25 protein-coding genes are annotated in these 22,959 nt (G+C 65.1%); 11 read left to right on the top strand and 14 right to left on the bottom strand.

Translation table 11 applies throughout. The features are described 5' to 3' along the window. Positions 1–75: 75 nt before the first annotated feature. Together WHZ77_RS06500 and WHZ77_RS06495 are read left to right on the top strand one after the other, a co-directional pair. On the top strand, positions 76–570 hold the full coding sequence (locus tag WHZ77_RS06500) for a hypothetical protein (protein WP_375312925.1): 495 nt from the start codon (positions 76–78) through the stop codon (positions 568–570). Between the two features lie 409 nt (positions 571–979). Further along, positions 980–2,767: a peptide ABC transporter substrate-binding protein gene (locus tag WHZ77_RS06495; RefSeq protein WP_375312924.1), complete on the top strand. Its 1,788-nt coding sequence runs from the start codon at positions 980–982 to the stop codon at positions 2,765–2,767. Between the two features lie 819 nt (positions 2,768–3,586). On the opposite strand, the gene WHZ77_RS06490 is transcribed toward WHZ77_RS06495, so the two are convergent. Then, complete coding sequence (locus tag WHZ77_RS06490; protein ID WP_375314886.1) at positions 3,587–3,766, bottom strand: hypothetical protein; 180 nt, start codon at positions 3,764–3,766, stop codon at positions 3,587–3,589. A gap of 33 nt (positions 3,767–3,799) precedes the next feature. Further along, positions 3,800–4,006: a hypothetical protein gene (locus tag WHZ77_RS06485; protein WP_375312923.1), complete on the bottom strand. Its 207-nt coding sequence runs from the start codon at positions 4,004–4,006 to the stop codon at positions 3,800–3,802. Between the two features lie 552 nt (positions 4,007–4,558). Between WHZ77_RS06485 and WHZ77_RS06480 the strand changes: the two genes are divergently transcribed. Then, entirely contained in the window at positions 4,559–4,786 is a 228-nt protein-coding gene (locus WHZ77_RS06480) for a hypothetical protein (RefSeq protein ID WP_375312922.1), read from the top strand. A gap of 321 nt (positions 4,787–5,107) precedes the next feature. Here the strand turns inward: WHZ77_RS06480 and WHZ77_RS06475 are convergent, their stop codons facing one another. Beyond that, positions 5,108–5,437 carry a hypothetical protein gene (locus tag WHZ77_RS06475; protein WP_375312921.1) on the bottom strand — a complete coding sequence of 110 codons (330 nt, stop codon included), beginning with the start codon at positions 5,435–5,437 and terminating at the stop codon, positions 5,108–5,110. Then, positions 5,434–5,925 carry a helix-turn-helix domain-containing protein gene (locus WHZ77_RS06470; protein WP_375312920.1) on the bottom strand — a complete coding sequence of 164 codons (492 nt, stop codon included), beginning with the start codon at positions 5,923–5,925 and terminating at the stop codon, positions 5,434–5,436. Before WHZ77_RS06470 ends, WHZ77_RS06475 begins: the two co-directional genes overlap by 4 nt. Positions 5,926–5,934: 9 nt before the next feature. Between WHZ77_RS06470 and WHZ77_RS06465 the strand changes: the two genes are divergently transcribed. The 7 genes from WHZ77_RS06465 (at position 5,935) to WHZ77_RS06435 (ending at position 13,341) form a co-directional block, all read left to right on the top strand. Beyond that, the gene (locus WHZ77_RS06465) at positions 5,935–6,264 is read left to right on the top strand and encodes a hypothetical protein (RefSeq protein WP_375312919.1); all 330 of its coding nucleotides are present in this window, start codon (positions 5,935–5,937) and stop codon (positions 6,262–6,264) included. Between the two features lie 507 nt (positions 6,265–6,771). After that, complete coding sequence (locus WHZ77_RS06460; protein WP_375312918.1) at positions 6,772–8,649, top strand: ATP-binding protein; 1,878 nt, start codon at positions 6,772–6,774, stop codon at positions 8,647–8,649. Then, positions 8,646–9,317, top strand: coding sequence for a response regulator transcription factor (locus WHZ77_RS06455; protein ID WP_375312917.1), 672 nt, complete (start codon positions 8,646–8,648; stop codon positions 9,315–9,317). The genes WHZ77_RS06460 and WHZ77_RS06455 overlap by 4 nt, the downstream gene beginning before the upstream one ends. A gap of 101 nt (positions 9,318–9,418) precedes the next feature. Continuing rightward, positions 9,419–9,796, top strand: coding sequence for a response regulator transcription factor (locus WHZ77_RS06450; protein ID WP_375312916.1), 378 nt, complete (start codon positions 9,419–9,421; stop codon positions 9,794–9,796). A gap of 154 nt (positions 9,797–9,950) precedes the next feature. Beyond that, entirely contained in the window at positions 9,951–11,834 is a 1,884-nt protein-coding gene (locus WHZ77_RS06445; RefSeq protein WP_375312915.1) for an FUSC family protein, read from the top strand. After that, the gene (locus WHZ77_RS06440) at positions 11,831–12,034 is read left to right on the top strand and encodes a DUF1656 domain-containing protein (protein WP_375312914.1); all 204 of its coding nucleotides are present in this window, start codon (positions 11,831–11,833) and stop codon (positions 12,032–12,034) included. The genes WHZ77_RS06445 and WHZ77_RS06440 overlap by 4 nt, the downstream gene beginning before the upstream one ends. Before the next feature lie 11 nt (positions 12,035–12,045). Continuing rightward, positions 12,046–13,341, top strand: coding sequence for a biotin/lipoyl-binding protein (locus WHZ77_RS06435; RefSeq protein WP_375312913.1), 1,296 nt, complete (start codon positions 12,046–12,048; stop codon positions 13,339–13,341). 284 nt (positions 13,342–13,625) lie between these two features. Here WHZ77_RS06435 and WHZ77_RS06430 read toward each other — a convergent pair whose 3' ends face one another. From WHZ77_RS06430 to WHZ77_RS06390, 9 genes are all read right to left on the bottom strand, one after another. Next, positions 13,626–14,564 (bottom strand): malonate decarboxylase subunit epsilon, encoded by a 939-nt coding sequence (locus WHZ77_RS06430; RefSeq protein ID WP_375312912.1) that lies wholly within the window; start codon positions 14,562–14,564, stop codon positions 13,626–13,628. A 9-nt stretch (positions 14,565–14,573) separates the two neighbouring features. Next, positions 14,574–15,524, bottom strand: coding sequence for an AEC family transporter (locus WHZ77_RS06425; protein WP_375312911.1), 951 nt, complete (start codon positions 15,522–15,524; stop codon positions 14,574–14,576). Further along, the gene (mdcB, locus tag WHZ77_RS06420; RefSeq protein WP_375312910.1) at positions 15,524–16,402 is read right to left on the bottom strand and encodes a triphosphoribosyl-dephospho-CoA synthase MdcB; all 879 of its coding nucleotides are present in this window, start codon (positions 16,400–16,402) and stop codon (positions 15,524–15,526) included. Before mdcB ends, WHZ77_RS06425 begins: the two co-directional genes overlap by 1 nt. Continuing rightward, positions 16,399–17,079, bottom strand: a complete 681-nt coding sequence (mdcG, locus tag WHZ77_RS06415; RefSeq protein ID WP_375312909.1) for a malonate decarboxylase holo-[acyl-carrier-protein] synthase — start codon at positions 17,077–17,079, stop codon at positions 16,399–16,401. Before mdcG ends, mdcB begins: the two co-directional genes overlap by 4 nt. Then, positions 17,054–17,776, bottom strand: a complete 723-nt coding sequence (gene mdcE, locus WHZ77_RS06410; protein ID WP_375312908.1) for a biotin-independent malonate decarboxylase subunit gamma — start codon at positions 17,774–17,776, stop codon at positions 17,054–17,056. Before mdcE ends, mdcG begins: the two co-directional genes overlap by 26 nt. Beyond that, positions 17,763–18,701 carry a biotin-independent malonate decarboxylase subunit beta gene (locus tag WHZ77_RS06405; protein ID WP_375312907.1) on the bottom strand — a complete coding sequence of 313 codons (939 nt, stop codon included), beginning with the start codon at positions 18,699–18,701 and terminating at the stop codon, positions 17,763–17,765. The genes mdcE and WHZ77_RS06405 overlap by 14 nt, the downstream gene beginning before the upstream one ends. After that, positions 18,698–19,015, bottom strand: coding sequence for a malonate decarboxylase acyl carrier protein (gene mdcC / locus WHZ77_RS06400; RefSeq protein ID WP_375312906.1), 318 nt, complete (start codon positions 19,013–19,015; stop codon positions 18,698–18,700). Before mdcC ends, WHZ77_RS06405 begins: the two co-directional genes overlap by 4 nt. Before the next feature lie 9 nt (positions 19,016–19,024). Further along, the gene (gene mdcA, locus WHZ77_RS06395; RefSeq protein WP_375314667.1) at positions 19,025–20,671 is read right to left on the bottom strand and encodes a malonate decarboxylase subunit alpha; all 1,647 of its coding nucleotides are present in this window, start codon (positions 20,669–20,671) and stop codon (positions 19,025–19,027) included. Between the two features lie 164 nt (positions 20,672–20,835). Further along, entirely contained in the window at positions 20,836–21,621 is a 786-nt protein-coding gene (locus WHZ77_RS06390; protein ID WP_375312905.1) for an alpha/beta hydrolase, read from the bottom strand. Between the two features lie 304 nt (positions 21,622–21,925). On the opposite strand from WHZ77_RS06390, the gene WHZ77_RS06385 reads away from it, so the two are divergent. After that, positions 21,926–22,267, top strand: a complete 342-nt coding sequence (locus WHZ77_RS06385; RefSeq protein WP_375312904.1) for a hypothetical protein — start codon at positions 21,926–21,928, stop codon at positions 22,265–22,267. A gap of 262 nt (positions 22,268–22,529) precedes the next feature. Here WHZ77_RS06385 and WHZ77_RS06380 read toward each other — a convergent pair whose 3' ends face one another. Then, positions 22,530–22,937: a hypothetical protein gene (locus WHZ77_RS06380; RefSeq protein WP_375312903.1), complete on the bottom strand. Its 408-nt coding sequence runs from the start codon at positions 22,935–22,937 to the stop codon at positions 22,530–22,532. Positions 22,938–22,959 lie beyond the last annotated feature (22 nt).

The following is a 22,959-nucleotide window of genomic DNA, read 5'->3' as shown; positions in this document are numbered from 1 at the left end:
CAAGCGTGAGGCGCATCACGGCAAGACGGCTTCCGGCGCGCGAGACTGGCGGCAGGTCCAGCACGGAGTTTGGCCATGATCGCCCTCGCAGCCTCCAGGCTCGCAAACCGCAACCGCCTCGAATGTCTTGCGCTCTACGCGCTGCTCCAGGGCGTTCCGCTCTATTCCGGCGTCGCGCTGATGATAATGCTGATCAACGCGTCGGAATTCGCCGACCAGCGCTATGGCGCAGCCATTTTCATTGCGATGACATCGACCCTCCATGCCCTGGTGAATCCGTGGCTCGGGCCAAAGTTTCCGCACTTCTTCAGGCACAGCCATGAGCCGCTGTTCGCCGATCCGGCGCTGTCCTTCGCCGAGAAGGTTTCGCGCTGGCTGGCGCAGCCGAAGACGGCGCTGCAATTGCTGACCAACTTGCTGCTGCTGTCGACGCTGGCGGTCGGCGTTGCCAGCATCCGGCGATGCACTCGATCTCGCGCGGCTCATCTGTGGCAATTTCCCGACTGCTGCAATGAAACTCCGGCCGGAGCAACATCGCGAAACTTGAAGCCTTTGCGCGTGGTGGGTTAGCGTCCTGTCGCGGCCTTAGAACTTCCCCAAGTTCACCGAGTTCGCACTGGATCGCCGTTCGAACGTTTCGGACGGCGATCCAGCACCGGCTTCGCTGCACAACGCTGGTTCCGTCATCCTGAGGCGCGAGGGGCGTAATGCAGATGCATTGCGACGCGAGCCTCGAAGGATGAACCGCCGGGATGCAACCGGGCCATCGCCCTCCGAGGCTTGCAGTGGCTGCGCCGCAGCGCGCGCACCTCGGGGTGACGATGATAGAGTTGCAGCCCCTGCGGCGTTTCACCGCAAGAACTCCCTTCAAACTCGGCAATCCTGTCTTTTACTCTACACGGCCCGACGTCCTTGGATTAGTGTGCACGGTACTTGCATGCTGGTGACGACTTTTCTTTGAGAAGGTGGAGGTCATCCGATGGACGAGAACGACATTCGCGGCCTGGTCGCGGGAGTGAAGCAGGGGACGCTGTCGCGACGCTCGTTCATCCGGACACTGGCTGCGGTGGGAATCACGGCGCCGATCGCGAGCCAGATCCTGCTCTGGAACGACGTCGCGATGGCGGACGCCACGCTGGAGTACAAGCCGACCAAGGCCGGCGGCGGCGGCCCGCTCAAGCTCCTGGTCTGGCAGGCGCCGACGCTGCTCAATCCGCATTTCGCCGTCGGCACCAAGGACCAGATCGCCTCGCGCATCTTCTTCGAGCCGCTCGCCGGCTGGGACAAGGAGGGCAACCTCTTCCCCTGCCTCGCCGCCGAGATTCCGACCAAGGCGAACGGCGGCCTTGCGGCTGATGGCACCAGCGTGACCTGGAAGCTGAAGCAGGGCGTGAAATGGCACGACGGCAAGCCGTTCACCGCCGACGATGTCGTCTTCACCTGGACCTACGCCTCGGACCTTGCGACGGCCGCCTACACCACCGGGTCCTACAAGGACATCAAGGTCCAGAAGATCGACGACCACACCGTGAAAGTGATCTTCAAGGACCCCACCCCGTTCTGGGCCGACGCCTTCGTCGGCTCGGTCGGCCCGATCCTGCCGAAGCATCATTTCGGCGACTATGCCGGCGCCAAGTCGCGCGATGCGCCGGGCAATCTGAAGCCGGTCGGCACCGGTCCCTACAGATTCGTCGAGTTCAAGCCCGGCGACCTGATCAAGGCCGAGCGCAACCCCGACTACCACGTCAAGAACCAGCCGCATTTCGACACGCTTGAGGTCAAGGGCGGCGGCGACGCGGTCTCCGCCGCGCGCGCGGTGCTGCAGACCGGCGAATACGACTTTGCCTGGAACCTGCTGGTGGAGGACGAGGTCCTCAAGCGCATGGAGACCAGCGGCAAGGGCAGGATCGACGTCCAGCCCTCCGGCAACGTCGAGTTCATGATCCTCAACACCACGGACCCCTGGACCGAGGTCGACGGCGAACGCTCCAACGCCAAGACGAAGCACCCTTCGCTGTCCGATCCGGCCGTCCGCAAGGCGATCAACCTCCTGATCGACCGCGAGTCGATCCAGAAATACATCTACGGCCGCGGCGGCACCGCCACGGCGAGCTTCGTCAACGAGCCCAAACGGTTCAAGTCGAGCAAGCTCGCCTACGAGTTCAACCTCGACAAGGCGAACAAGATTCTGGACGAGGCCGGCTGGAAGATGGGCGCGGACGGCGTCCGCGAGAAGGACGGCAAGAAGCTCAAATACGTCTTCCAGACTTCGACCAACGCGCCGCGCCAGAAGACGCAGGCCATCATCAAGCAGGCCTGCCAGAAGGCCGGAATCGAGCTCGAGCTCAAGTCGGTCACCGCGTCGGTGTTCTTCTCCTCGGATGTCGGCAATCCCGACACCTACACGAAATTCTACTGCGACATGGAGATGTACGCCACGACGCAGCCGCAGCCCGACCCCGAGCGCTTCCTGAACCAGTGCGTCTCCTGGGAGATCGCGACCAAGGACAACAAATGGCTCGGCCGCAACGTCTCGCGCTGGTCCGATCCCGAGGCGGACAAGGCCTACAAGGCCGCGCAGAAGGAGCTCGATCCGGCCAAGCGCGCCGCACTGCTGATCAAGGTCAACGAGATCTTCTGCGAGGCCAACATCCTCGTGCCGCTGCTCTCGCGCACCAATGTCGGCGGCTGCCTCAACAACCTCATGGCCGACCTCTCGGGATGGGACGTGACGACGTGGAATCTGGGGAGCTGGTACCGGAGCTGAGGGCACGCGCACTCTCCTCCTCGTCATGGCGAGCTTGCAGACACGCCCTCGCATTCTCGCGGCGCATTTCGCCCGAGCTTTGCCTGGTCGCTCCACCCTCCAATCCAAGAGGGCGCAGGGAAGGCCGGGTGCTGACCTCGCACCCGCGGTCCGCTGCGCGAAAGGAGCGCAAGGAAACCGCACAGCAGCATACAGGTGGTGCCAATCACTCGGCCTTCCCTGCGCGATGGTCGGACGGCTTATGCCGTGCTCTCCCGGGAGCCGAACTTTCCTTCTGGCCTCCCTCGCTCCCGCGAATTGACGATGCTGTCCGCCCGGTTGGGCTCGCACACACCTCCGCGACAGCTTGACCGTAGCAACGACGGCCAGGACCACACGGTTTTGCCGTACGCACGGCCGCCATTTCGCCGCAGTTTTCCCGGCCCTGTCGACGCAGCCGGAAACTTGCAGACGAGACGAACCTGACAGCGCCGCTCGTCCGCACGCGGTCGCGAGCTCACAGGGACTACCCGCCCTGCCCGCGCCTCTCATGCCGACGCTGCCGCGTCCACCGCAAGCCCGGCTCGCAACTCGTGACGACGTACGATCGCCCCTCAAGGATGAGCCGGGATGGGCGAGACATACGATACTTCCGAATTTCGGTAAAGCGGAATATTTTTGCGGGGACGGGTTGACGGGGTGGCGAAACAGGGCGGGGTTTGTCCGATGGGCGAACTGACTGCGCTCCGGTGCCTGGCAGCCCGGCCAAGCAAGGGAACTAACCTACGAGGACAACATGCTGAAAGGACGACATGCCTGACCGTCTCCGCAATTCACGGATCATCTGACCAGCCATCGCCCCTTGTGGATATCGAACTTCACCGAGCCTTCGTCTCGCATTTTCAACAGAAGAGACTGGCAAGCTTCCTCGTTCGCGACATTGGCGCGCTTCATGATCTCGTAGACCTTGAGCGGCTTCTCTCGAAGCGCAATCAGAATATTTTCCCGATCATTCAGCACGACCAAACTCCCTCTGCCAGCAAGCGCGCGAGATCACTGAAAGTACGACAGCTGCTCTTCCGTCACGACTCGCTCGACGTTCCCCGACTTGCTCTTGATGCGATATCGAAGACGTCCATCTGCCTCGATGGGCATACATTGAACGATGGTGTAAATCATGGCTGGATCAATTGCCGCACGTCCTTGTGGACCTTGGGGCTGGTGGCGAACGTCTTCATTCAGCTTGTAGGCATATGACATGGACTTACCTCTCAAGTCATCTCCGACTGCTCTAGCGTAGAGCATGCCCTGACGCAATTAACCATTGCCCCTCCGGCCCGGACCCATGACAGCAGAAACGGCGCTGCGCGGTCCGCGCCGGGTGCGACGATGTCCTCGGGTTCGGGCCGGGTCTGTCGCCGCTGGCAATCTCCCCACGGCAAGCGTTCGTGGCAGCTTCGCCGGGGCGCCTGGACCGTTGGGCTTGACGCCCCTAACTTTTGAGATCGCCGCCCGGGCGACGACCGGCTAATATAGTTCCCGGGAATCATCTGGATGCTTCTGGAACAACCCGCAGGTGCAGGGATCGGGCAATGATCAAACGGAAACGCTCCGCCGAGCAACAGGTCGCGGATGAAGCGGAGCGAAAGGCACAAAATCCAATCGGGGCGCGGCAAACGATAGCGGACAGCCACGCCGATCCGGAGTTTCAGGAAAACCACAAGCGTCTCAGGGCGGAGCGCCTGGCGCGGGACGCCGGGCCGACAAGCAAGAACTGACCCGACTTTCGCGAAGCGTTTGGATCGAGAACAGATGACAAAAACAAGTGGTGAATACCAGCCGCCGAAGCCGATCAGCAAGGCGGAGCGCGAAGCACGCAAGGCCTTTCGCGAGGTCGATGCGGTGAAGGCGATGTCCGAGCACGCGCTCGCCGAGAAGGCCTTCGCCCAGAATCGAGAGCGGCTGAAGGCAGAGCGCCTGGCGCGGGAAGCCGCAGCGGGCCCGGCGCCAAAAAAGCAATCCAAGGCGAAGAGCAAGTAACCGCCCCCCCCAATCAGCGGAGCTTGTTCGCGGCGGCAGTTTTGGGAATCATGCTGACGAGACGAACCTGACAGCGCCGCTCGTCCGCACGCGGCCGCGAGCTCACGGGGACTACCCGCCCGGTCCACACCTCTCATGCCGACGCTGCCGCGTCCACCGCAAGCCCGGCTCGCGAACAAGACGACATGAGATCGCCCGCTCAAGGATAAGCCGAGATCGGGCGAGGCATACGATATTTCCGAATTTCGGTAGGGAGGGTTGGAGCGGGTGGCGGAACTGGGGGGCACATGGTCGTGATGAGCCCGATCAGGGCAACCTCCATCACCACCGCTGCAGACATTCACTGACTGCACTATTTGAGCAGTATCGCATCGCGACCGTTGGGCAGCGCCCTTTGGCACGGCTTGCCTCAGGACTTGGTTTGCCGGCGACGCACTTCCTCTGCCGCGCGACCCACATCACAACGCCGCGACAGAAGTTGAAGGCGAGGCGTCCATAGAGAAGGCCGCTCCCCGGCTCCGAAGCAGCCAGGCGGTACGAATTGCCGAGCGCGCGAACAAGCTCGATCGCCTCCATGAGTTCATGATGCGTGAGCATCAAATGAAGGCTCGCGAGTGGGAGCAGCAGGGCCTGAATGCCAATATTGCTCATGACGGCCCCGCTCCCACGCGCGGCAGCGGCATGAATTGCGCAAGATGAGCGCTCCGCCACTGATACGGCGTATCGCCGACAAAGCGCTTGAACACCGTGGTGAAATGCGCCTGGGTCTGGAAGCCTACCGTCAAGGCGATATCGACCAGAGCGAGTTCGGCCTGCTTGAGCAGCTCCTGGGCGCGTTCGATCCGTCGCCGCAGCAGGTATTCGTGCGGCCGGACGCCGGTGGCTGCGCGGAACTGTGCGGCGAAGTGCATCCTGCTCAGGCCCGCGACCGCGGCCATGTCCTGAAGCGTGATCTTGCCCGTCAAGTTCTTGTCGACATATTGCATCACGCGCTTGAGGCGCCAGTTCTGCAGCGACCGCACGGGCCGGCCAACATCCTCCTCGCGAACGCCGTCAGCCGGGTCAAGCTCGGCCGGGACGCGAAGTGCCTGCCGGCTGAACGTCCGGGCGAGGATCGCAAGCCGCAGCGCGTCGGCCATGATAGCGGAATGGTCATCGTGCGTGGCTTCGGTCGCCGCCAGCGCATCCGACAGGCGCCGCATGACCGGATCGGTGAGTTCTCCCGCGAACTCCCGTTCGCTCCCGGGAGACGCCTCCGCAAGGAGTTTTGCGGAGACCCTGAAGCCAGGTCCGCGAGCGGCGGATCGTTCGACGTCCGCGGCAGGCGTTTCGACCGCCAGGGCCACGTCCAGATGGACGAAGGACATTGTCGTTCCGTCTTCGCCGAAGCGGTCGGGAAGTTTCGACAGCCCGAGCCGATCGCGATCGATCGCAGAGAAGTCGATCGCGTGAACGCGATGATCCTTGACCGTCTGTGAGCGTGACATCTGCAGCGACATCGTCGAATCTCCTTGTCCTGTTTTCGATCCGGCATCGCCTGACTGGCTTGTCCGAATGTCATGGGAACAGAGTAGTTCGGCGGTCCGCGCGATCCATTCTACGCGCGGGTGCATCGATAGGTTCTCGGGTTAACCGAGTCATACCTAGGTATGATCGCAGCATGTTCGTCCGGGGGGACGCCGCCGCGAGACCTCGCCGGCGTCGCCGGTGCGGACGGGACCGGCGGCGGGCGGTACATGCGGTAAGTTGACGCGCTTTTTGCACGCATGTGCCGGTGGAATGACGCAAGCTGGCCGGTTTTTCCGGGGAATGCCGCCTGCCGGCGAATTGGCAGGGTTGCGTGGCGCGCAGGTCTTCCACGAGAGCACGAAAATCACGCCGCCAGATGTTGTGGACGCGATCAAATCGCGGCATCAACGCTGCCGATATGAGAAGAACGACTGCCAGCGACGATGACGACTCATGATCCGACCACGGATTCAGCCATGAGCCGCGCCGGTTTGCGGTTCTGGTCCACTGTCCTCGCCGTCGCGGTTTTCCTGGTCGACGTGCTGACGCCGCTCGAGGGCGCGGTCGCGGTTCTCTACGTCGTGGCGATCCTGCTTGCGGCGAGGACCAGTCGGCGCAACGACATCATCGTCGCAGCGGCCGGCTGCGTCGTCCTGACGATAACGGCCTATCTGCTCTCGCATGATCTGGAGAGCATCGCCTCGCCCGCCCTCCGCGCGCTGGTGAGCCTGGCGGCGATCGGGATCACGACCCTGCTGGCGCTGCAAAACCACGCGGCAACGACGCACCTCGCGGCGCAGGCGCGCCTGCTCAACCTCTCGCACGACATGATTTTCGCCAGGAATCGCGGCGGCGTAATCACCTTCTGGAACAAGACGGCCGAGCAAGCCTATGGCTGGTCGGCCGACGAGGCGCTCGGGCAGCTCGCCGACAAGCTGCTGCAAACCACATATCCGGACCGGCGCGAAATCATCGAAACCGACCTGCTCGACACCGGCCGGTGGGAAGGCCGCGTGCAGCAGCGGACGAAAGACGGCGCCGCGCTCACCGTCGATGCCCGATGGGCCCTGCAGCACGACCGTCTCGGCAAGCCCGTCGGGGTCCTTGAAACGCACACCGACGTCACCGATCGCGTGGCCGCACACAGCGCGCTGGTGCGGAGCGAGCAGCGATACCGCCGCATGTTCGACGCAAGCCGGATCGGGGTGATCGAAGAGGACTGGAGCGAACTCCGAACCGCGCTGCAATCGCTGGAAACCGCAGGAGCAGGCTTGCGCGACCATCTGGCACAACATCCGGATTTCGTCCGGCATGCCCGCCGGCTCGCCAGAATCACCGACGTCAATCCGGCCCTGCAAAAGATGGCAGGTGCAAACGGCGCCTCGCCCCTTATCGAGAACGTGGACCTGCTTCTTGCCGAGAACGACCGAAGTTTCCTCGGCGCATTGATCGCCTTTGCAGAAGGCGAGCCGTTCTACGAGGGCGAGACCGAGCTCGTCAGGCTTGACGGACGCAAGGTTCCGGTGCTGTTCACGATCACCTTTCCGTCTGGACCCGACGGCGATCGCAACGTGCTCGCCTTCGTCGTCGACATCACCGAGCGCAAGCAGGCCCAGGATGCATTGCTCGCGGCGCAGGCGGAGCTCGCCCATGCCGCGCGGGTCGCCACCCTCGGTGAGCTCAGCGCCTCGATTGCCCACGAGGTCAACCAGCCGCTGGCGGCGATCGTCACCAGCGGCGAGGCCGGACTGCGCTGGCTGCGGCGCGATGTGCCCGATCTGAAGGAGGTCGCGGCCACGATCGTTCACGTCGTCGCGGAAGGCCGCCGGGCCAGCGAGGTCGTGGCCCGCGTCCGCACCTTCCTGAAGAAGGCGCCTGCCCAGCAGGACAGTCTCGATATCGCCGAGATCATCCAGGAAGCGGCCCTTCTGGTCGCGCGGGAGCTGGCCAATGACGACGTTGCGCTCACCGTCGAGACCGAACATGGCCTGAGGCCCATCCGCGGTGACCGGATCCAGCTTCAGCAGGTGCTCGTCAACCTGCTGGTCAATGCCGGCCAGGCCATGTCGGACCAGCGCGGTTCCCGCACCATCACGCTGCGCGCCAGCGCCGTCGACGGCGAGAGACTCGCCATCACGGTGCAGGACAGCGGCCCCGGCATCCGGCCCGAGGACATGCCGCGCCTGTTCGATGCGTTCTTCACGACGAAGCGCGGCGGAATGGGCATGGGACTTGCGATCTGCCGAACGACGGTGGAAGCTCACGGCGGACACTTGTCGGCCGAAAGCACCCCGGGCGCGGGAGCCACGTTCCGCCTGACACTGCCCTACAGCCAAGAACACGCCCGACCATGACACGACCAGACCAAGCGCAACCGCCTGCCCGATCCCTCAACTCGGTCGTCATCATCGTTGATGACGACGCAGGGATCCGCGCCTCGCTCGACAGCCTGTTCCGGTCCGTCGGCCTCGAGACGCGCCTGTTCGCGTCGCCCGCCGAACTGCTCGGCGGGGCGCTGCCCGACGGCCCCGGGTGCATCGTGCTGGACGTCCGCCTGCCCGGCGTGAGCGGGCTCGATCTGCAGAGCCAGCTGGTCCGGCAGGGCATCAGCCATCCGATCATCTTCATGACCGGCCATGGCGACATTCCGATGTCCGTGCGTGCCATGAAGGCGGGCGCGGTCGATTTCCTCGCAAAACCGTTTCGCGACCAGGACATGCTCGATGCGGTGACGGCGGCACTCGAGCGCGATGCGCAGCACCGTACCGAAGCGGCGACCAGGGACGATATCCGCGCCCAGTATGAGACGCTGACGGCGCGTGAGCGCGAGGTGATGGGCCATGTCACCGCCGGCCTGATGAACAAGCAGGTCGCCGCCCTGATCGGCCTCAGCGAGATCACGGTCAAGATCCACCGCGGGAACGTCATGCGCAAGATGGGGGTCCGGTCGTTCGCCGACCTCGTTCGCAAGGCCGAGGCGCTCGGCGTTTCCCAGACCCGCAGGACTACGGACCAAACCTGAGTATAATTCCGGCAGGACTGCCCAGGGTGCATAAGGGCGCCATCGGCCGCGCAAAGGGAGATGCTCTCCTTGCGGAACACCGCGGTCAGGAATGTGCGACCATGGCCAAGACCCCGGTGATTGCGATCGTGGACGACGACGAAGGCGTTCGCGCGTCGCTGGCGAGCCTCGTGCGTTCGGCCGGCTACGAGGCCCAGGCCTACGAATCCGGTGAGGATTTCCTGCGGCAGGCGCCGGGAGACGATCCCGCATGCATGATCGCCGACATCCAGATGCCGGTCATCACCGGCGATGAGATGCAGGCCCGACTGGTTGCCGCGGGCCGCCATATTCCGATCATCTTCATGACGGCGTTTCCGAGCGAAACCGTGCGCCGGCGCGTCATGGCCGCAGGCGCGCATTGCTATCTCGGCAAGCCCTCCAGCGGTGACGAGATCATCCGCTGCCTCGAAGAGGCGCTGGCAGGCCAAACGCCGTAGTCCGCAGGACGGCCTTTCAACCCGATCCCGACGTGCGTTCCGACAACCTGGTTGACGGAGCGGAAATACCGGCAAGCCCGGCAAGCCTCATATTCGACGCAGATTTCGCGAGGTAGGCCGAGCCGCATGCTCTGCCGGGGACGGATGAAGCACCATGCCAGTGAACGCCACCAGTGCTGCGGCGCCGCGCCCGCTGCTCCTTGCGGGCCTTCCGGCGAGCTCCTGGGCCTTCGCACTGCGGATATGGCTGGCGATGCTGCTCGCCCTCTATGTGAGCTTTTGGCTCGAGCTCGAATCCCCGTCATCGGCGGCATTGACCGTAGCCATCCTGGCGCTGCCGACACGCGGCCAGGGCATGGAAAAGGCCGGCTACCGGCTGCTCGCAACTGCCATCGGCGTCATCGGCTCGATTGCGATCGCCGGGATGTTTTCCCAGACCGGCGGCCTTCTGCTGGCGGTGCTGGGCATCTGGGTCGGGCTTTGCGCCTATATGGCCGGCATGCTGGACGGCAATCGCGCCTATGCGGCAGCACTCTGCTGCATCACGGTCGCCCTGATCGCGGTCGAGCAGATCGACACGCCGCTGCAGGTGTTCCCGACCGGCGTCGCGCGTGGGGCGGCTATCGGCATCGGGGTGCTTGCGGTGGCGCTCGTCAATGAGGTCTTGGCCGCGCCGGACTATCATCCCGTTTTGGCGAGCCGTATCGAGACACTGCATCGCCGGGTCGCCGAATTCGCGCAAGGTGCCGAGCGCGGCCAGTCTCCATCCGCAGCCGCTGCGGCGAGCCTGTTGCATGATATCGCGGCCGTGCGTCCGGAGATCGCCAGCCTCACGACGGAATCGAGCATCGGCACCGCAAGAACGGCGGCCGCGCGTTCCGCACTGGTCGATCTCGTCAGCGCGTTGTCTCTCGGCCGCATGCTCGCAGCGCTCTCCGCTAAATCCGCCTCGGCCCCGGATGCGGCCGGGCTGACCGCGATGTCCCGGTCCTGGGTCCGGACCGAAATCAGCCGAAAGAACGCGCAGGTGCGCAGCAGCCTCGATGCGCTGCGTGAAGGGACGCGCCCGTATCGCGCATGGAGTGCGCCGCTCTATCGCTCGCGCCGCATCGCCGCCGAAACCGGCGCACGGGCCGGGATCTCGTTCACGCTGATTGCCATCTTCTTCGCGCTGACGGGCTGGCCGACCACCGAGCTCTGCCTCGCGCTCGTCGCGGTGATCATCGGCCTCGGCTCGACGTCGCCCTCACCTCGCAGCTTCACGATGGTGGCGATAATGGCGTCGCCGATCGCCTGCGCGCTGGGCGGTATCCTGAAATACCTCGTCTTCAACGGTGTGTCCGAATTTCAGTTGCTGGCGATCGGCCTTGCGCCTGTCGTCATCGGTCTCGCGCTGCTGATCTCGCTGCCGAACCCGATGCTGTCTTCCCTCAGCCGCCTCGTGCTGGTGTTCACCCTCGCCGTGCTCGCGCCGACCAATCCGCAGAGCTACGACCCCGAAGTGTTTCTCGTGACGAGCCTGTTTGTCTGCCTGTCGTCCACGCTCGTCTTCGCGGTCCAGATTCTGCTGCCACCCTTGTCGGGCGACCGGCGCGTTCGGCTGCTGCTGGGAGAGGCCCGGCGCGAGCTGAGCCACCCCGACGGCGGGCGAGCCCGTCATTTCGCGCCGGAGGAAGCCGCCTTTCGCGACGCCGCGCGGATCGAGCAGATTTTGACCGCAAGCGGTCCCTCCGCAATCAACGATCAGATCGCCGACGAAGCGATGCGCTGTTTCGACCAGGCCGAAGCCCTGCGGCGTTGCTGCGCCGAACTGGACCTGGCGGGACGGGGTCCGCTCGCCGAAGCGGCGCAGGCCGCGCGTGAGGCCCTCGCCCGGCAGAACAGCGGCGCGATCCTCGCTGCGGCCGAGGCGCTGCGCCATGCGGCCGCGCGAAGCAACATGTCGGCCAGTGCGGCGATAGCGGCCCTTGTTGCGGCAAGCGCGGCGTTCGCACCGTCACAATCCCCGACCGATCTCAGCCAAGGGAAGCGGCCATGACGAACACTTATCGGGAGCTCATCATCGGCGGCGTGCTCATCGCCCCCATCGTCTCCTATGCGGCCATCGCGCTGCTCGCGTTCCTGATGCTCCGTCCGCTGCTGCGCTTCGTCGGCTTCGCGAAAGCCTTCAGCAACCCGTCGCTGGCCGAACTCTGCCTCTACGTGGCGATGTTCGGCATGCTCGCACTGTTCTTCTAGGGAGAAGAGTCATGGAAGCTACCCTGCCCCGCAATGTCGCCCCGCTTCATGCCGAACCGCCTGCCCAGGCACCGGTCGATGCCGCAGATATCATGGATGGTTCAAACCTAACGGACACCGTGGCACGCGACACCAGCGATCGCGCGCCGGACGGCGCCAGATCTCCGGCACAGGTGATGCCGCCCACAAGGACGCTGCACCAGGCAGCCGGCCGGCTCATGCTCCGTGCCGGCAAGCATCTGGCGACCCTCGGCATCGCACTGGTTGCCGTCTTGATCTCGGTTGCGACATGGCAGCACTACGTCACCGCGCCCTGGACGCGGAACGGCAGTGTGCGCGTCCAGGTCGCCAGCGTCGCGCCGCAAATTCCGGGCAAGATCGTAGAGCTGCGGGTGGCCGACAACCAGTTCGTCCACAAGGGCGACGTCCTCTATGTCATCGACCCCTTCGACTTCGAGGTGGCCGTCCGCGTCGGCAAGGCGCTCCTCGACCAGCGGGCCGCGGACCTCGAGGTGAAGCAGGCCGAATTCGACCGGCGCAAGCATCTGTCCAATCTCGCGACGACACCCGAAGAGCAGCAGATCTTTGCAGGCAACGCGGCGCAAGCGAAGGCCGCCTACGAGGCGGCAGCGCACCAGCTTGCACAGGCGGAACTGAACCTGAAACGAACCAGCGTGACCAGTCCCGTCGATGGCTACGTCACCAATCTTCTGCTGCGCGCAGGAGACTATGCCGTCACCGGCGTCAGCAATATTTCGATCCTCGACTCCAACAGTTTCTGGATCGACGGCTATTTCGAGGAAACCAAGATGGCCCGCGTCTGCGTCGGCGATCGCGCCGAGGCGCAACTGGTCGGTTACGCGAAGCCGATTCTCGGGCATGTCAAGACCGTGACGCGCGGCATCAGCGTGTCGAACGCCGCCGCGGGCACGCAGGGCTTACCCAATGTCGATCCGATCTACACCTGGGTACGACTTGCGCAGCGCGTGCCGGTTCGCGTCGCCATCGACACGGTGCCGCCGGATGTGCCGCTGGTCTCCGGCATGACGGCAACTGTCACGATCCGGCAGCCCTCTGCGGGCGATCACCAGAGCTCGTTCGGCCAGTTCCGCGCGAACTTCATCGATCCCGTCGCCGATCTGTTCGGCGCAGGCCAACCGCCGCGTGCGAACTGCCTGCAGGCAACATCCCAGCAGCGCCCCGAGGTGGAAGCGGTTCCCTATTCACGCGAGCCCGCGGTTCCGCCGGCAGACAGGATCGCACCCGGACTCACACCCGGCGTCGACGCTTCGCCGCGCCTGCCCTGAGTTGGACGAGCAAGCCCCGACCGGATGAGCGTGCGGCCCGCGGACGTCTCGTGAATCATGCGAAATGGGAAATAGAGGGGGTTCGTGAAATACTCTGGCCGCGCGATCGGCGATGTTGTGGATGTTAGGTGACTGAGACCCCCAAGTGAGACCCCCAAGTCACGGCTCGAGCCTCCTCCTCCCTGGGCATACGAGCATTTTGGGGCCGTCCTCCCCCAAAGGACGGCCCCTTTTTTCACCGCGCAGCGCGATCAACGCTATCGTTGCTTCAGAACTTGCCGGCGCTAGGCGCCGAGGTGACGGGCAGCCCAGGCGCGGACGCCCTGAAGACTCCTGAAATCGTCCAGCGAGCGAGCCGGAAGCCCGGGCTCGATCTCCGCAACCATTCTGCTGAGCGCATGTCCCGGCCCCAGCTCGAGAAACCCCGTCGCGCCCGCTTCGACGCAGGCTTGCAGGCAATCCGCCCATTGCACGGTTTGCGAGATCTGCGCGGCAAGTTTGTCCAGACCGCTCTCGAGCGAGACGACCGGAGCGGCATCTATTCCGCTCAGAATGCGCGCACCGGTCCTCGGCGGGAATACCGCCGGTACCAGGCGCAAGGTCTCACGAAATCCAGCAGACGCCGCGGCGAGCCGTTTGGTGTGGGAGGCAACCTCGACCGGCAACGCGACGATCCTTGCGCCGTGCAGCGCCCGCGCGTCTGCGGCAATTCCGCTCAGCGCCTCTCGGCCGCCGCCGATGACGAAGGCATCGCCGGGATTGACGATAGCGATCGCTGCGCCGTGACGCTCGCAAAGGCGGCCGACCTCGTCTGGCGAAGGACCGCGGACGAAGATCAACCCGTCGCCGGCGCGCGTGGCCGCATCCATGGCCTCTGCGCGGCGCGCCACGAGATCGAGCGTCGCTGTCGCATCGAACACGCCACCGACACCCCAGGCCGCAACTTCGCCGACACTATAGCCGGCAATGATGACGCCACGCGGAATGACATCCGCAAGCGCGCACGCCGCGGCGAGCGGCTGCAAGGTGCAGAGAATCTGGCCGGCACGGTTGCGGTGCAGGGCCTCATCGGGCTCGTGGCGGACGAAATCGCGCGGATCCCTGCCACCGAGCAACATCGCCGCATGCGTAAACAGGTACGCGGCTTCCGGCGCGTTGCCCGTGAGGGCGAACATGTCCCGATGCTGGCCTCCTTGACCCGGGCAGAGGATCGCGAGCGTCATGGTGGCGGCCTATTGAGGAAAGAACATTGCGATCACAACCGCCAGGGTCACGACGCTGAATGCGGTGCTGGCGATGACCATCGACCCCGCCCTTGCAGAATCCAGCCCGTAGTTGACCGCGAACAGAATTCCGAAGAAGCCCGAGGGAACGGCGGCGAGCAGAATGGCCGTCTTCGCGGCATCCTGCGCGATCGGAACGACGCGAATGACCGCAACGGCCAACAGCGGGCGGACGATGTCCGAGGCCACCGTTGCAGCGGTGATCTTCCAATCCAGACGAAACGATTGCGCCGACAGAATGGCTCCGGTGAGGAACAAGGCGACGCCGGCAGCCGAACTTCCGATCAGCGCGAGGCTCGCATGGGCCAGGGCGTCGAGACTCACATCCGACAACGAGAACACAATGCCAAGCGCGGGCGCGAGCACCACCGGCTTGGTGATCGCACGCCGGACTGCCGTCAGGACCTGCCGCGTCGCCATTCCCTCGCCGCGAGCCTTGGCGGCGCCCATCTCCGCCATGATCAGGGTCAGCGGACTGATGAGGATCGAGCCAGCCGCCAATGCGACGGCAACCGGGACGGTGCCGGCTGGCCCCACCACGGACGTCATGATCGGAAGACCTACGCCCGCGAGATTCGGAAAGCCGATCGTCAACGCCTGCAGCGACGCCTCCGACCGGGAAACCTTGAAGAACCGGCGCGCGGCAAGATACCAGACGAGATAGAGCAGCAGCATCGTCACGCCGAGCACCAGGAAGAGCGGCACCTGCTCGATCATCTCACGGCGCGGCGCCGAGGCGGTCGCCGCGAAAAGCGAGGCCGGCAGCGCAAAATCCATCACCAGTGCGTTGAGAGCGTCGACATGGAGATTGTCGACGACATGAAACTTGCCGGCGGCGTATCCCAACAGCAGGACGAAGAAGACCGGCACCAGCGCCATCATGATTGCATTGGACATCATCAGCCTGGCCTTTCATGGGCGTCGACAAACAGCGTCATGGCAAGCAGGTCGGCCGATCCACCCGGGCTGAGACGGCGGGCGACGAAGCTGTCGTGGATCGATTGCGCCCGCGCACGCCAGCCGGGCGCACGGACGCCGCCGGCATCAATGAAGCCTTGTGCCGCGTCATGTGCGAAGCGAAGGCCCTCGAGCCCGCCGCGATGCAGGAGGTTGGTGTCTTCGACGGATGCGATCAGGGCAAAGCACGCCTCGACCCGGGCGGCTTCCATATCCTCCGGCACGACAGGCGCCGTCCTCCGCAAGGCCGGCAAGCCGATTCCGTAGATGCTGGGAAATCCGTTCGCGGCCTCGATCCGCGCACCGCCCGCGCGAAACCGGCGGCGCGCCGCGCTGCCATGGCTGTGCAGCAGCACCGGACCGTCGAGGATGCTGTTGCCCCACAGGCGCGCCACGACATCGCCGAGCGGGAGCGCGGGATCGACCAGGCCGCCGGCTTTCGCACCGGCCGCCGCGCACAGCAGGCCGAGCCCGAAGATCGCGCCACGGTGGGTGTTGACCCCCGACGTCGCCGCGAGCATGGCGCGCTCCGCCTCAAGGCCGATGATCCGCAGCCGACCCATGCCGAAGCCGAGCGCACCCGCATCGGCCAGGCCTTGCAGATACGGCCTGATGGCCGTGGCGCTGCGACGAAACGTGGCCGCGTCCATGTCGTCGTGACTGCCATTGTCGACATGACTGACGAGCCCCGGCTTCGGCCAGGTTTCCAGCTCCCGGACGAGGCAATCCGCGGCGACGGCGCCGATGGCTGAGACATCGGGCGCGATCTGCGCCCGGCGCAGAACCGGCCGTTCCACGCCTCTTGCGGCCGTGGTGATCATGATCCCATAGCTCCCGAGATGAATTGATGCCTGCCGAGCAGGGCCACGCGCTCGATGCTCTTGACCAGAAGCTCGCTCGCGCCGCCGTGGACTTCGCGCCAGTTCACCGCATCGCTGTCGGCGCCCATCAGCTCGCCATCAATCCGCATCGGCGCATCGGCCTCGATCGCGGCGACATCGGCTACGAGACGATCGATGTCGGTTTCGCCTTGAAACTCGAACAGGACATCGAGATCGGAGCGGTTGGTGACGTAGTCGAGCCCGGTCAACGACTGCCAGGCGAGGCTGCCGAACACGCGCGCGTTCACCGCATGGCGAAGCGCCAACGCATCGAGTCGGTCGAGCGTCGACCACCAGTTAAGCGGCGCGTAAGCCCGCGCCTGCCGCAGTAGCGGCGGCCTCGCGATGGAGGCGACGTGGCCGACATCAACCAGCAGGGAAATCCGTCTCTTTCCGGCAGAGGGTGGCAAGGGCAGGCCCAAGGCGAGTCCGGTTGCCTCGCCAGGCAAGGCGCGCCGCCTGATCGTCGGCCATCGCATTTTGGGCCAGTGCGCGAGAAGGGTCTCGGCCGCGAGATCGTCGCGCGCGTCCAACATCGCGCGCCACCCCGCGGGACTCACGAAGACGAGGTCGTGACGACCCGGCGGACGTTCACCGTGCTTGCAGGGCCAGGTCACGAACACGCTCCGCGATCTCGGCGGCCTTCAGCCGGCCGCCACGCTCCTTGCCGAGCGCATCCCGCCGGTCCTGCGCGGCCGGCATATCAGCGAGCAACGCCGCCAACTGGTCGGCGAGCGAGGTGGCATTGCTCCATGTCATGTGAACGGCGCCCATCTGCGCGAGATTGGACAGGCCCGGCGCAAACACCGGCGTCGACTTCGCCTTCTCCTGGAGTGCCTCCATCGAAAGCTTGGTGACCTTTGCCATCGACGGCAGGTCCATCACCGCGGGATCGGCCCCGGGCAATCCGACCAGCACGCGTGTTGCAAGGCCCGTCGCAAGCAGCGCGCCCGCAGCCGAGTGGCCGTAGAGAAGGCCGATGGTCGGCCGGCCGTTGATGTCCGCGTGGATCAGCACCTTCGCCAGATGCGCGAGGAATTCATTCAGCCCGAGCAGCTCGTCGCGCTTGCTCATGCGCTGGCTGTCGCTGTCGACGAGCACCAGGATCGGCCCGGAGTCCCGGCCGATCGACTCCAGGACATGGCCGGACAATTTGATCGCCTCGTCGACGCCAAGCGCGGTCCGGTCTGCAACGCCGAGCACGAGCATCCGGCCGCCGGATCGCAGCGGCGCCGAGCCGAGGATGACGCCCCTGTCGTTGCCCACCTCATGGCCGTCGGGAAAGAGCGAGGCGATGATATCATCGAGCGTCACGGCTGGTCCTCCCGATCTGGTTGGCAAGGGCAATGAACTGGTCGGTCGGCAACTCGGGAACGGCTTGAGCGTCGGCGACGCCTTCCGCCGTCCAGACGTCGACAGCATCCGCGCAGGCGCCGAAGTGGCTGAGTTGGCCGGCAAGCCGCTCCTGCTCGGCCTTCAGCTTGTCGAGACCGAAAGGTCCGGCGAGGCCGAGCAGCTCCAACGCGGCCTCGCGAAAATCCTGCACATTATCGTCGGCAAAGACATCGGCTGCGCCGAGCAGGCGGCGGTGCTTGCCGCCCATGGTGCGCCAGACCAAGGCGCGGTCGCGCGAGTCGAACTCTTCGACGCCGCGATTGGTCTCGATGACCTCGGGGCCCGACACCGCGATGCGTCCCTGCTCCGAGACGGCGAGCGCGGAGCAACAGCCCGCGATCAGGCCGCCGCCGCCATAGCATCCGGACCTGCCGCCGATCAGACCGATGACCTTCACGCCGGCGGTACGCGCCTCCATCACCGCGCGCATGATCTCGGCGATGGCAAGCTCGCCGGCATTTGCCTCCTGCAACCGCACGCCGCCGGTGTCGAACAGGATCAGGACGGGGATCGAGCCGATCTGGCGCGCCGCACGGAGCAACCCCGTCAGCTTGGCGCCGTGCACCTCGCCGAAGGCGCCGCCCATGAAGCGGCCCTCCTGCGCGGCGACGAACACCGATGAGCCGTCGAAGCGGCCGTGACCGACGACGATGCCGTCGTCGAACTGCTCGGGAAGATCGAATATCTTCAAGTGAGGACTGACCTCGCGCTGCTCCGGCCCGATCAACTCGACGAAGCTGCCGGCATCGAGCAGCAGCTCCAGCCGCGCACGGGCCGACGCCTCGTAGAAGCTCGTACTGCGGGCCCGTTCGGCCGGGGTGATGTCCTTGAGCGGAGCGGTCATTGGCCGGCCTCCGAGATCAATCGCACCGCCTGGGCGAGCCGCAGCGAAACCGTATCGGGACGCGCACCGCCGTCGTTGATCGAGAATCTGAGCCCGCCAGGCGAATAGCGCTCGACGAAATCGCCGATCACGGCACTCCAGACCTCGCCGAAGCCGATGGCCGCGGTCTTGATGTCGACGGCGCACTCCGCATCCGGCAGGACGCGCTCCACCAGCACTTCCAGATTGCCCGAGGCCACCACACCGACTATCGCGCTTCGCCTGGTACCACGCGCGCGAGCGCGAGCCGGATGTCGAAAGCTGATATCTTCCATGGCGCGTCCTCACCAGTTCCGGAATTTCGACGGGGGTGCGTACAAGCCGCCGGACCAACGCACCAGATCCTTGATCGAGCGCGCCGCCAGCAGGCTGCGATCCGCATCAAGCGGATTGATGCCGAGATCTTCCGGCCTGCGGATTACGCCGCGCTCGCGCAGGCGTGAGACCATGCCGTGGTCCCGCCGACGGCCGACGTCGGTGTAGCCGGCAACGCCGCGGATGGCCTGTTCGCGCTCCTGCGCGGTGCGGCAGAGCAACAGGTTGGCCACGCCCTCCTCGGTGACGACGTGCGTGACGTCGTCGCCGTAGATCATGACCGGCGCAAGATCGAGCTTCAGCTTCTCGGCGAGCTCGATCGCATCGAGCCTTTCGACGAACAGCGGCACGTTCTTATCTCCGAACGTCTCGCCGATCTGCACGACCAGCTTACGGCCACGGCGCATCAGTGCCGAGCCGTCGGGATCGGCCTCCGCTCCAGCCTTCAGCCAAGGCTCGCTCGGATGACGCCGCCCGCGGGCATCCGCCCCCATGTTCGGGGCGCCGCCAAAACCTGCAATGCGCGAGGTGGTGATGGTTGACGAATTTCCCTGCAGATCGATCTGCAACGTCGAGCCGATGAACATATCGCAGGCATAGAGCCCGGCGGTCTGACAGAAAGCGCGGTTGGAGCGCAACGAGCCGTCGGGACCGGTGAAGTAAATGTCGGATCGCGCTCGGATGTAGTCATCCATGCCAACCTCCGATCCGAACGAATGGATCTGCCGCACCCAGCCGGACTCGATCGCGGGAATGAGCGCGGGATGCGGATTCAACGCGAAGTGCGTCGCGATCCTGCCTTTCAGCCCCAGCTTCTCGCCAAATGTCGGCAACAGGAGCTCGATCGCGGCCGTGCTGAAGCCTATGCCGTGATTGAGCCGCTGCACGCCATAGGGTGCATAGACACCCTTGATCGCCAGCATCGCGGTGAGGATCTGGCCTTCCGTGATCGCGGCCGGGTCGCGCGTGAACAACGGCTCGACGAAGAACGGCTTGTCGGCCTTGACGATGAAGTGGACGCGATCCGCCGGGATATCGACCCGCGGAACGGTCTCGACGATCTCGTTGACCTGTGCGATCACGACGCCGTCCTTGAACGCCGTCGCCTCGACCACGGTCGGCGTGTCCTCGGTGTTCGGGCCGGTGTAGAGATTCCCCTCGCGGTCGGCACTGACGGCGGCGATCAGTGCGACCTGCGGCGTGAGATCGATGAAGTAGCGGGCAAACAGCTCGAGATAGGTATGAACTGCGCCCAGCTCGATCTTGCCACCGAACAGCATGCGCGCGATGCGCGCCGATTGCGGGCCGGAATAGGCGTAGTCGAGCCGCTTGGCGACGCCGCGATCGAACAGGTCCAGATGTTCGGGCAGAACGACGCCCGACTGCACCATGTGCAGGTCGTTGACCCTGGACAGATCTACCGCAAGCAGCGCGCGGCTCAACAGATCCGCCTGCTTCTGGTTGTCGCCCTCCAGGCAAACCCGGTCGCCCGGCCGGATCACGGCCTCCAGCAGGCGCGTGACGTCCTGTGCTTCGACCAACTTGCCGCGGGCGAGGACAGCTCCAGCCGCAATGCGGGCATCACGCGCGGCGCGGTTGTTCTGCCAGCTCGTCATGACTTCTGTCCCGTTTCCGGCCTTGGCCCGCCCCAGAGCGGCGCTGGTCGTCTCGGTGACGTTCATGGGAATTCTCCGGATTGACCGTCGGGCCGGCGGGAGTGCTGTCACTCCCGCCGTCCTTCCTTCTGCCGGCCGTGCGTCAGGGCCGGCGAAAACGATCGTCAGCGCGTGACCGGCTGCTGGATACTGCGCGCGGCGCGGGTGATGACCGCCGCCACTTCCTTCGGACGGGACTCGTAGACCGAGTGGCTGGCGCCCGGGATCACGGTGGTCTGGCTCTTGGCGCGCTCGTAGTACCAGCGCTCCAGGTCCGGATTGATGATCTGGTCGTTGCCGGCGACGATTCCCCAGCTCGGCTTGGTTTTCCACGCCGCCGCCGTCAAGGGCGTGCTGAACACCTGGGTCGCGGCCGGGACCTGCGACCGCGCGACGAACTCGGCCCGCTCACGCGGCAGATCCGGCGCGAACAGTTTCGGGAATTGCACGGGATCGAGATAGGTGAACTTGTCGGGCGTCACCTTGATGACCCCCTCGGTCTTTCCGAGCACGCTCGGCGTCTTCTTGCCCAGCGCCGATTCGTCCTCGCCGACGTCGGGCGCGTGCGCGGCGACGTAGACGAGGCCGACGACGTTGGGATGAACGCCGGCCTCGGTAATGATTGAGCCGCCGTAGCTATGGCCGACGAGAAGCGTCGGACCGTCCTGAAGATCGAGAATGCGCTTAGTCGCCGTGACGTCGTCGGCGAACGAAGTCTCGGGCTCCTGCACCATGGTGACGCGAAAACCTTCCTTGGTCAGGATCTCGTAGACCGGCTTCCAGCCGGACCCATCCACCCAGGCGCCGTGCACCAGGACAATGTTCTTCAGGGGCTCTGCGCTCGCGGGAGCGGCGGTCGATAACAAGGAGAGAGCGGCGGCGAAGGCGAGGCCTGCGTTGAGGTGTTTCATGTCGGGATCACTCCGGGTTGGAATGACGCGACACTAGTTTCGAGGCTTGCCCCCGTATTTCCGCAAACAACTGTCCTTGCCACTTCGCACGCCGGAGCCATCGCCACTCACACATCCTTCGCATCCGGCTCGGCCGAAGGCGCATCTTAGGCGGAGGCCCACGTCATGCACACTGACATTCGTGACAATGATCTCTCGCAACCGTGAACGGCCGGCGTTCATACGCGAAAGACGATCCATGCGTGCCCTGTCATTCACGACAACGTTCCTGATCTCACTCGAACTCCAAGCATAGGATTGACCAATGACCTCCGCCGCGAAATGCCGGATCGCCGTCTTCATCCTGCTATGCGCAACGGTGCCGGCCCATGCCGGCACCTGCGCGGATGGCATCGCGCAAACCCAGGCCCAGCTGGATCTCGCCATCGAGAAGGACGCGGGCTCCCACGGCTGGAAGCCGGAGCGCCTCAGTGCATTGCGCAACCATCAGCCGACACCTCGCTCGCTCGCGAAGGCGGAAGGCAACAACGGCATCGACTTCACCGACGCGCTCGATTCGCTCGATCGCGCGCGCACGGCCGATCGGACCGGCGACATCGCCGCATGCAGCCGCGAGATCGCACACGCGCGGGCTGTCCTGAGATAGCGCAAGCAGCTTCGGGGCCAGACGAGGCGACGTGTCAACGTCGTCGTGCAGCCCGGGAGCAGGACGTGCGTTCTGGAAATACCCGCGCTCGCGCACCTTTTTAATGTCGATGCAGTCAGGCGGAGGCCTTCACCATGCGAAAACAGCATTCAGCGGACAACGACGGCGCACGTCGCGTCGGATCGCGCGGGGTATTCTCGATACATCTCGGCGCGATGCTTTCGGCCGGCATCCTGCTGCTGATCTCTGGCGCGGCCTTTGCTCAAACGACGATGCCGGGACTGCAGCCTCCCACCGGTATGCTTGTGACCTCGCCGCTCAACCCGCAATCCACCCGGCCCGTAGGCATTCCGCTGGGGTCCACCGAGATCACGACGCCGCCCGGCATCTCGCCGATCAATCCCATGCAAAGCGCGACGGGCTGCGTCGGATCAAGCAATTCCTCATCGTCCGGAGCATTGTTCGACGGCGGCGGGCTATCCGGCACTTCATCGACCAATTGCGCCGGCAGCACCGCAGCGATCTCGTCCATACCTTCGACATCGACGGTCGGTCGCGTCGGAATTCCGCTGGGCTCAACCGAGATCGGCGGCGCCGGTATCAGTCCGACCGTACCGGTGCCAGGCCCCAGCTCCACAGTCGGCACGCCTTCGATCGACGGCTCCGGCAATCCCTGAGATCACAAGGATCAT

This window comes from Bradyrhizobium sp. A5, assembly GCF_042076515.1.
GTDB lineage: Bacteria > Pseudomonadota > Alphaproteobacteria > Rhizobiales > Xanthobacteraceae > Bradyrhizobium > Bradyrhizobium cosmicum.
The sequence above is the reverse complement of the archived record's forward strand: the minus strand, read 5'-3'. Positions and strand labels throughout refer to the sequence as shown.

Excerpts from the sequence above, each read along its gene's own strand:
- WHZ77_RS06465 (WP_375312919.1), top strand. The coding sequence starts at position 5,935 with ATGGTCATCGTGCGTGGCTTCGGTCGCCGCCAGCGCATCCGACAGGCG.
- WHZ77_RS06485 (WP_375312923.1), bottom strand. The coding sequence starts at position 4,006 with ATGTCATATGCCTACAAGCTGAATGAAGACGTTCGCCACCAGCCCCAA.
- WHZ77_RS06455 (WP_375312917.1), top strand. The coding sequence starts at position 8,646 with ATGACACGACCAGACCAAGCGCAACCGCCTGCCCGATCCCTCAACTCG.
- WHZ77_RS06390 (WP_375312905.1), bottom strand. The coding sequence starts at position 21,621 with ATGAAACACCTCAACGCAGGCCTCGCCTTCGCCGCCGCTCTCTCCTTG.
- WHZ77_RS06385 (WP_375312904.1), top strand. The coding sequence starts at position 21,926 with ATGACCTCCGCCGCGAAATGCCGGATCGCCGTCTTCATCCTGCTATGC.
- WHZ77_RS06450 (WP_375312916.1), top strand. The coding sequence starts at position 9,419 with ATGGCCAAGACCCCGGTGATTGCGATCGTGGACGACGACGAAGGCGTT.
- WHZ77_RS06430 (WP_375312912.1), bottom strand. The coding sequence starts at position 14,564 with ATGACGCTCGCGATCCTCTGCCCGGGTCAAGGAGGCCAGCATCGGGAC.
- WHZ77_RS06435 (WP_375312913.1), top strand. The coding sequence starts at position 12,046 with ATGGAAGCTACCCTGCCCCGCAATGTCGCCCCGCTTCATGCCGAACCG.
- WHZ77_RS06405 (WP_375312907.1), bottom strand. The coding sequence starts at position 18,701 with ATGACCGCTCCGCTCAAGGACATCACCCCGGCCGAACGGGCCCGCAGT.
- mdcA (WP_375314667.1), bottom strand. The coding sequence starts at position 20,671 with ATGACGAGCTGGCAGAACAACCGCGCCGCGCGTGATGCCCGCATTGCG.
- WHZ77_RS06480 (WP_375312922.1), top strand. The coding sequence starts at position 4,559 with ATGACAAAAACAAGTGGTGAATACCAGCCGCCGAAGCCGATCAGCAAG.
- mdcB (WP_375312910.1), bottom strand. The coding sequence starts at position 16,402 with ATGATCACCACGGCCGCAAGAGGCGTGGAACGGCCGGTTCTGCGCCGG.
- WHZ77_RS06500 (WP_375312925.1), top strand. The coding sequence starts at position 76 with ATGATCGCCCTCGCAGCCTCCAGGCTCGCAAACCGCAACCGCCTCGAA.
- WHZ77_RS06445 (WP_375312915.1), top strand. The coding sequence starts at position 9,951 with ATGCCAGTGAACGCCACCAGTGCTGCGGCGCCGCGCCCGCTGCTCCTT.
- WHZ77_RS06425 (WP_375312911.1), bottom strand. The coding sequence starts at position 15,524 with ATGATGTCCAATGCAATCATGATGGCGCTGGTGCCGGTCTTCTTCGTC.
- WHZ77_RS06470 (WP_375312920.1), bottom strand. The coding sequence starts at position 5,925 with ATGGCCGACGCGCTGCGGCTTGCGATCCTCGCCCGGACGTTCAGCCGG.
- WHZ77_RS06440 (WP_375312914.1), top strand. The coding sequence starts at position 11,831 with ATGACGAACACTTATCGGGAGCTCATCATCGGCGGCGTGCTCATCGCC.
- WHZ77_RS06495 (WP_375312924.1), top strand. The coding sequence starts at position 980 with ATGGACGAGAACGACATTCGCGGCCTGGTCGCGGGAGTGAAGCAGGGG.
- WHZ77_RS06460 (WP_375312918.1), top strand. The coding sequence starts at position 6,772 with ATGAGCCGCGCCGGTTTGCGGTTCTGGTCCACTGTCCTCGCCGTCGCG.
- mdcC (WP_375312906.1), bottom strand. The coding sequence starts at position 19,015 with ATGGAAGATATCAGCTTTCGACATCCGGCTCGCGCTCGCGCGCGTGGT.
- WHZ77_RS06475 (WP_375312921.1), bottom strand. The coding sequence starts at position 5,437 with ATGAGCAATATTGGCATTCAGGCCCTGCTGCTCCCACTCGCGAGCCTT.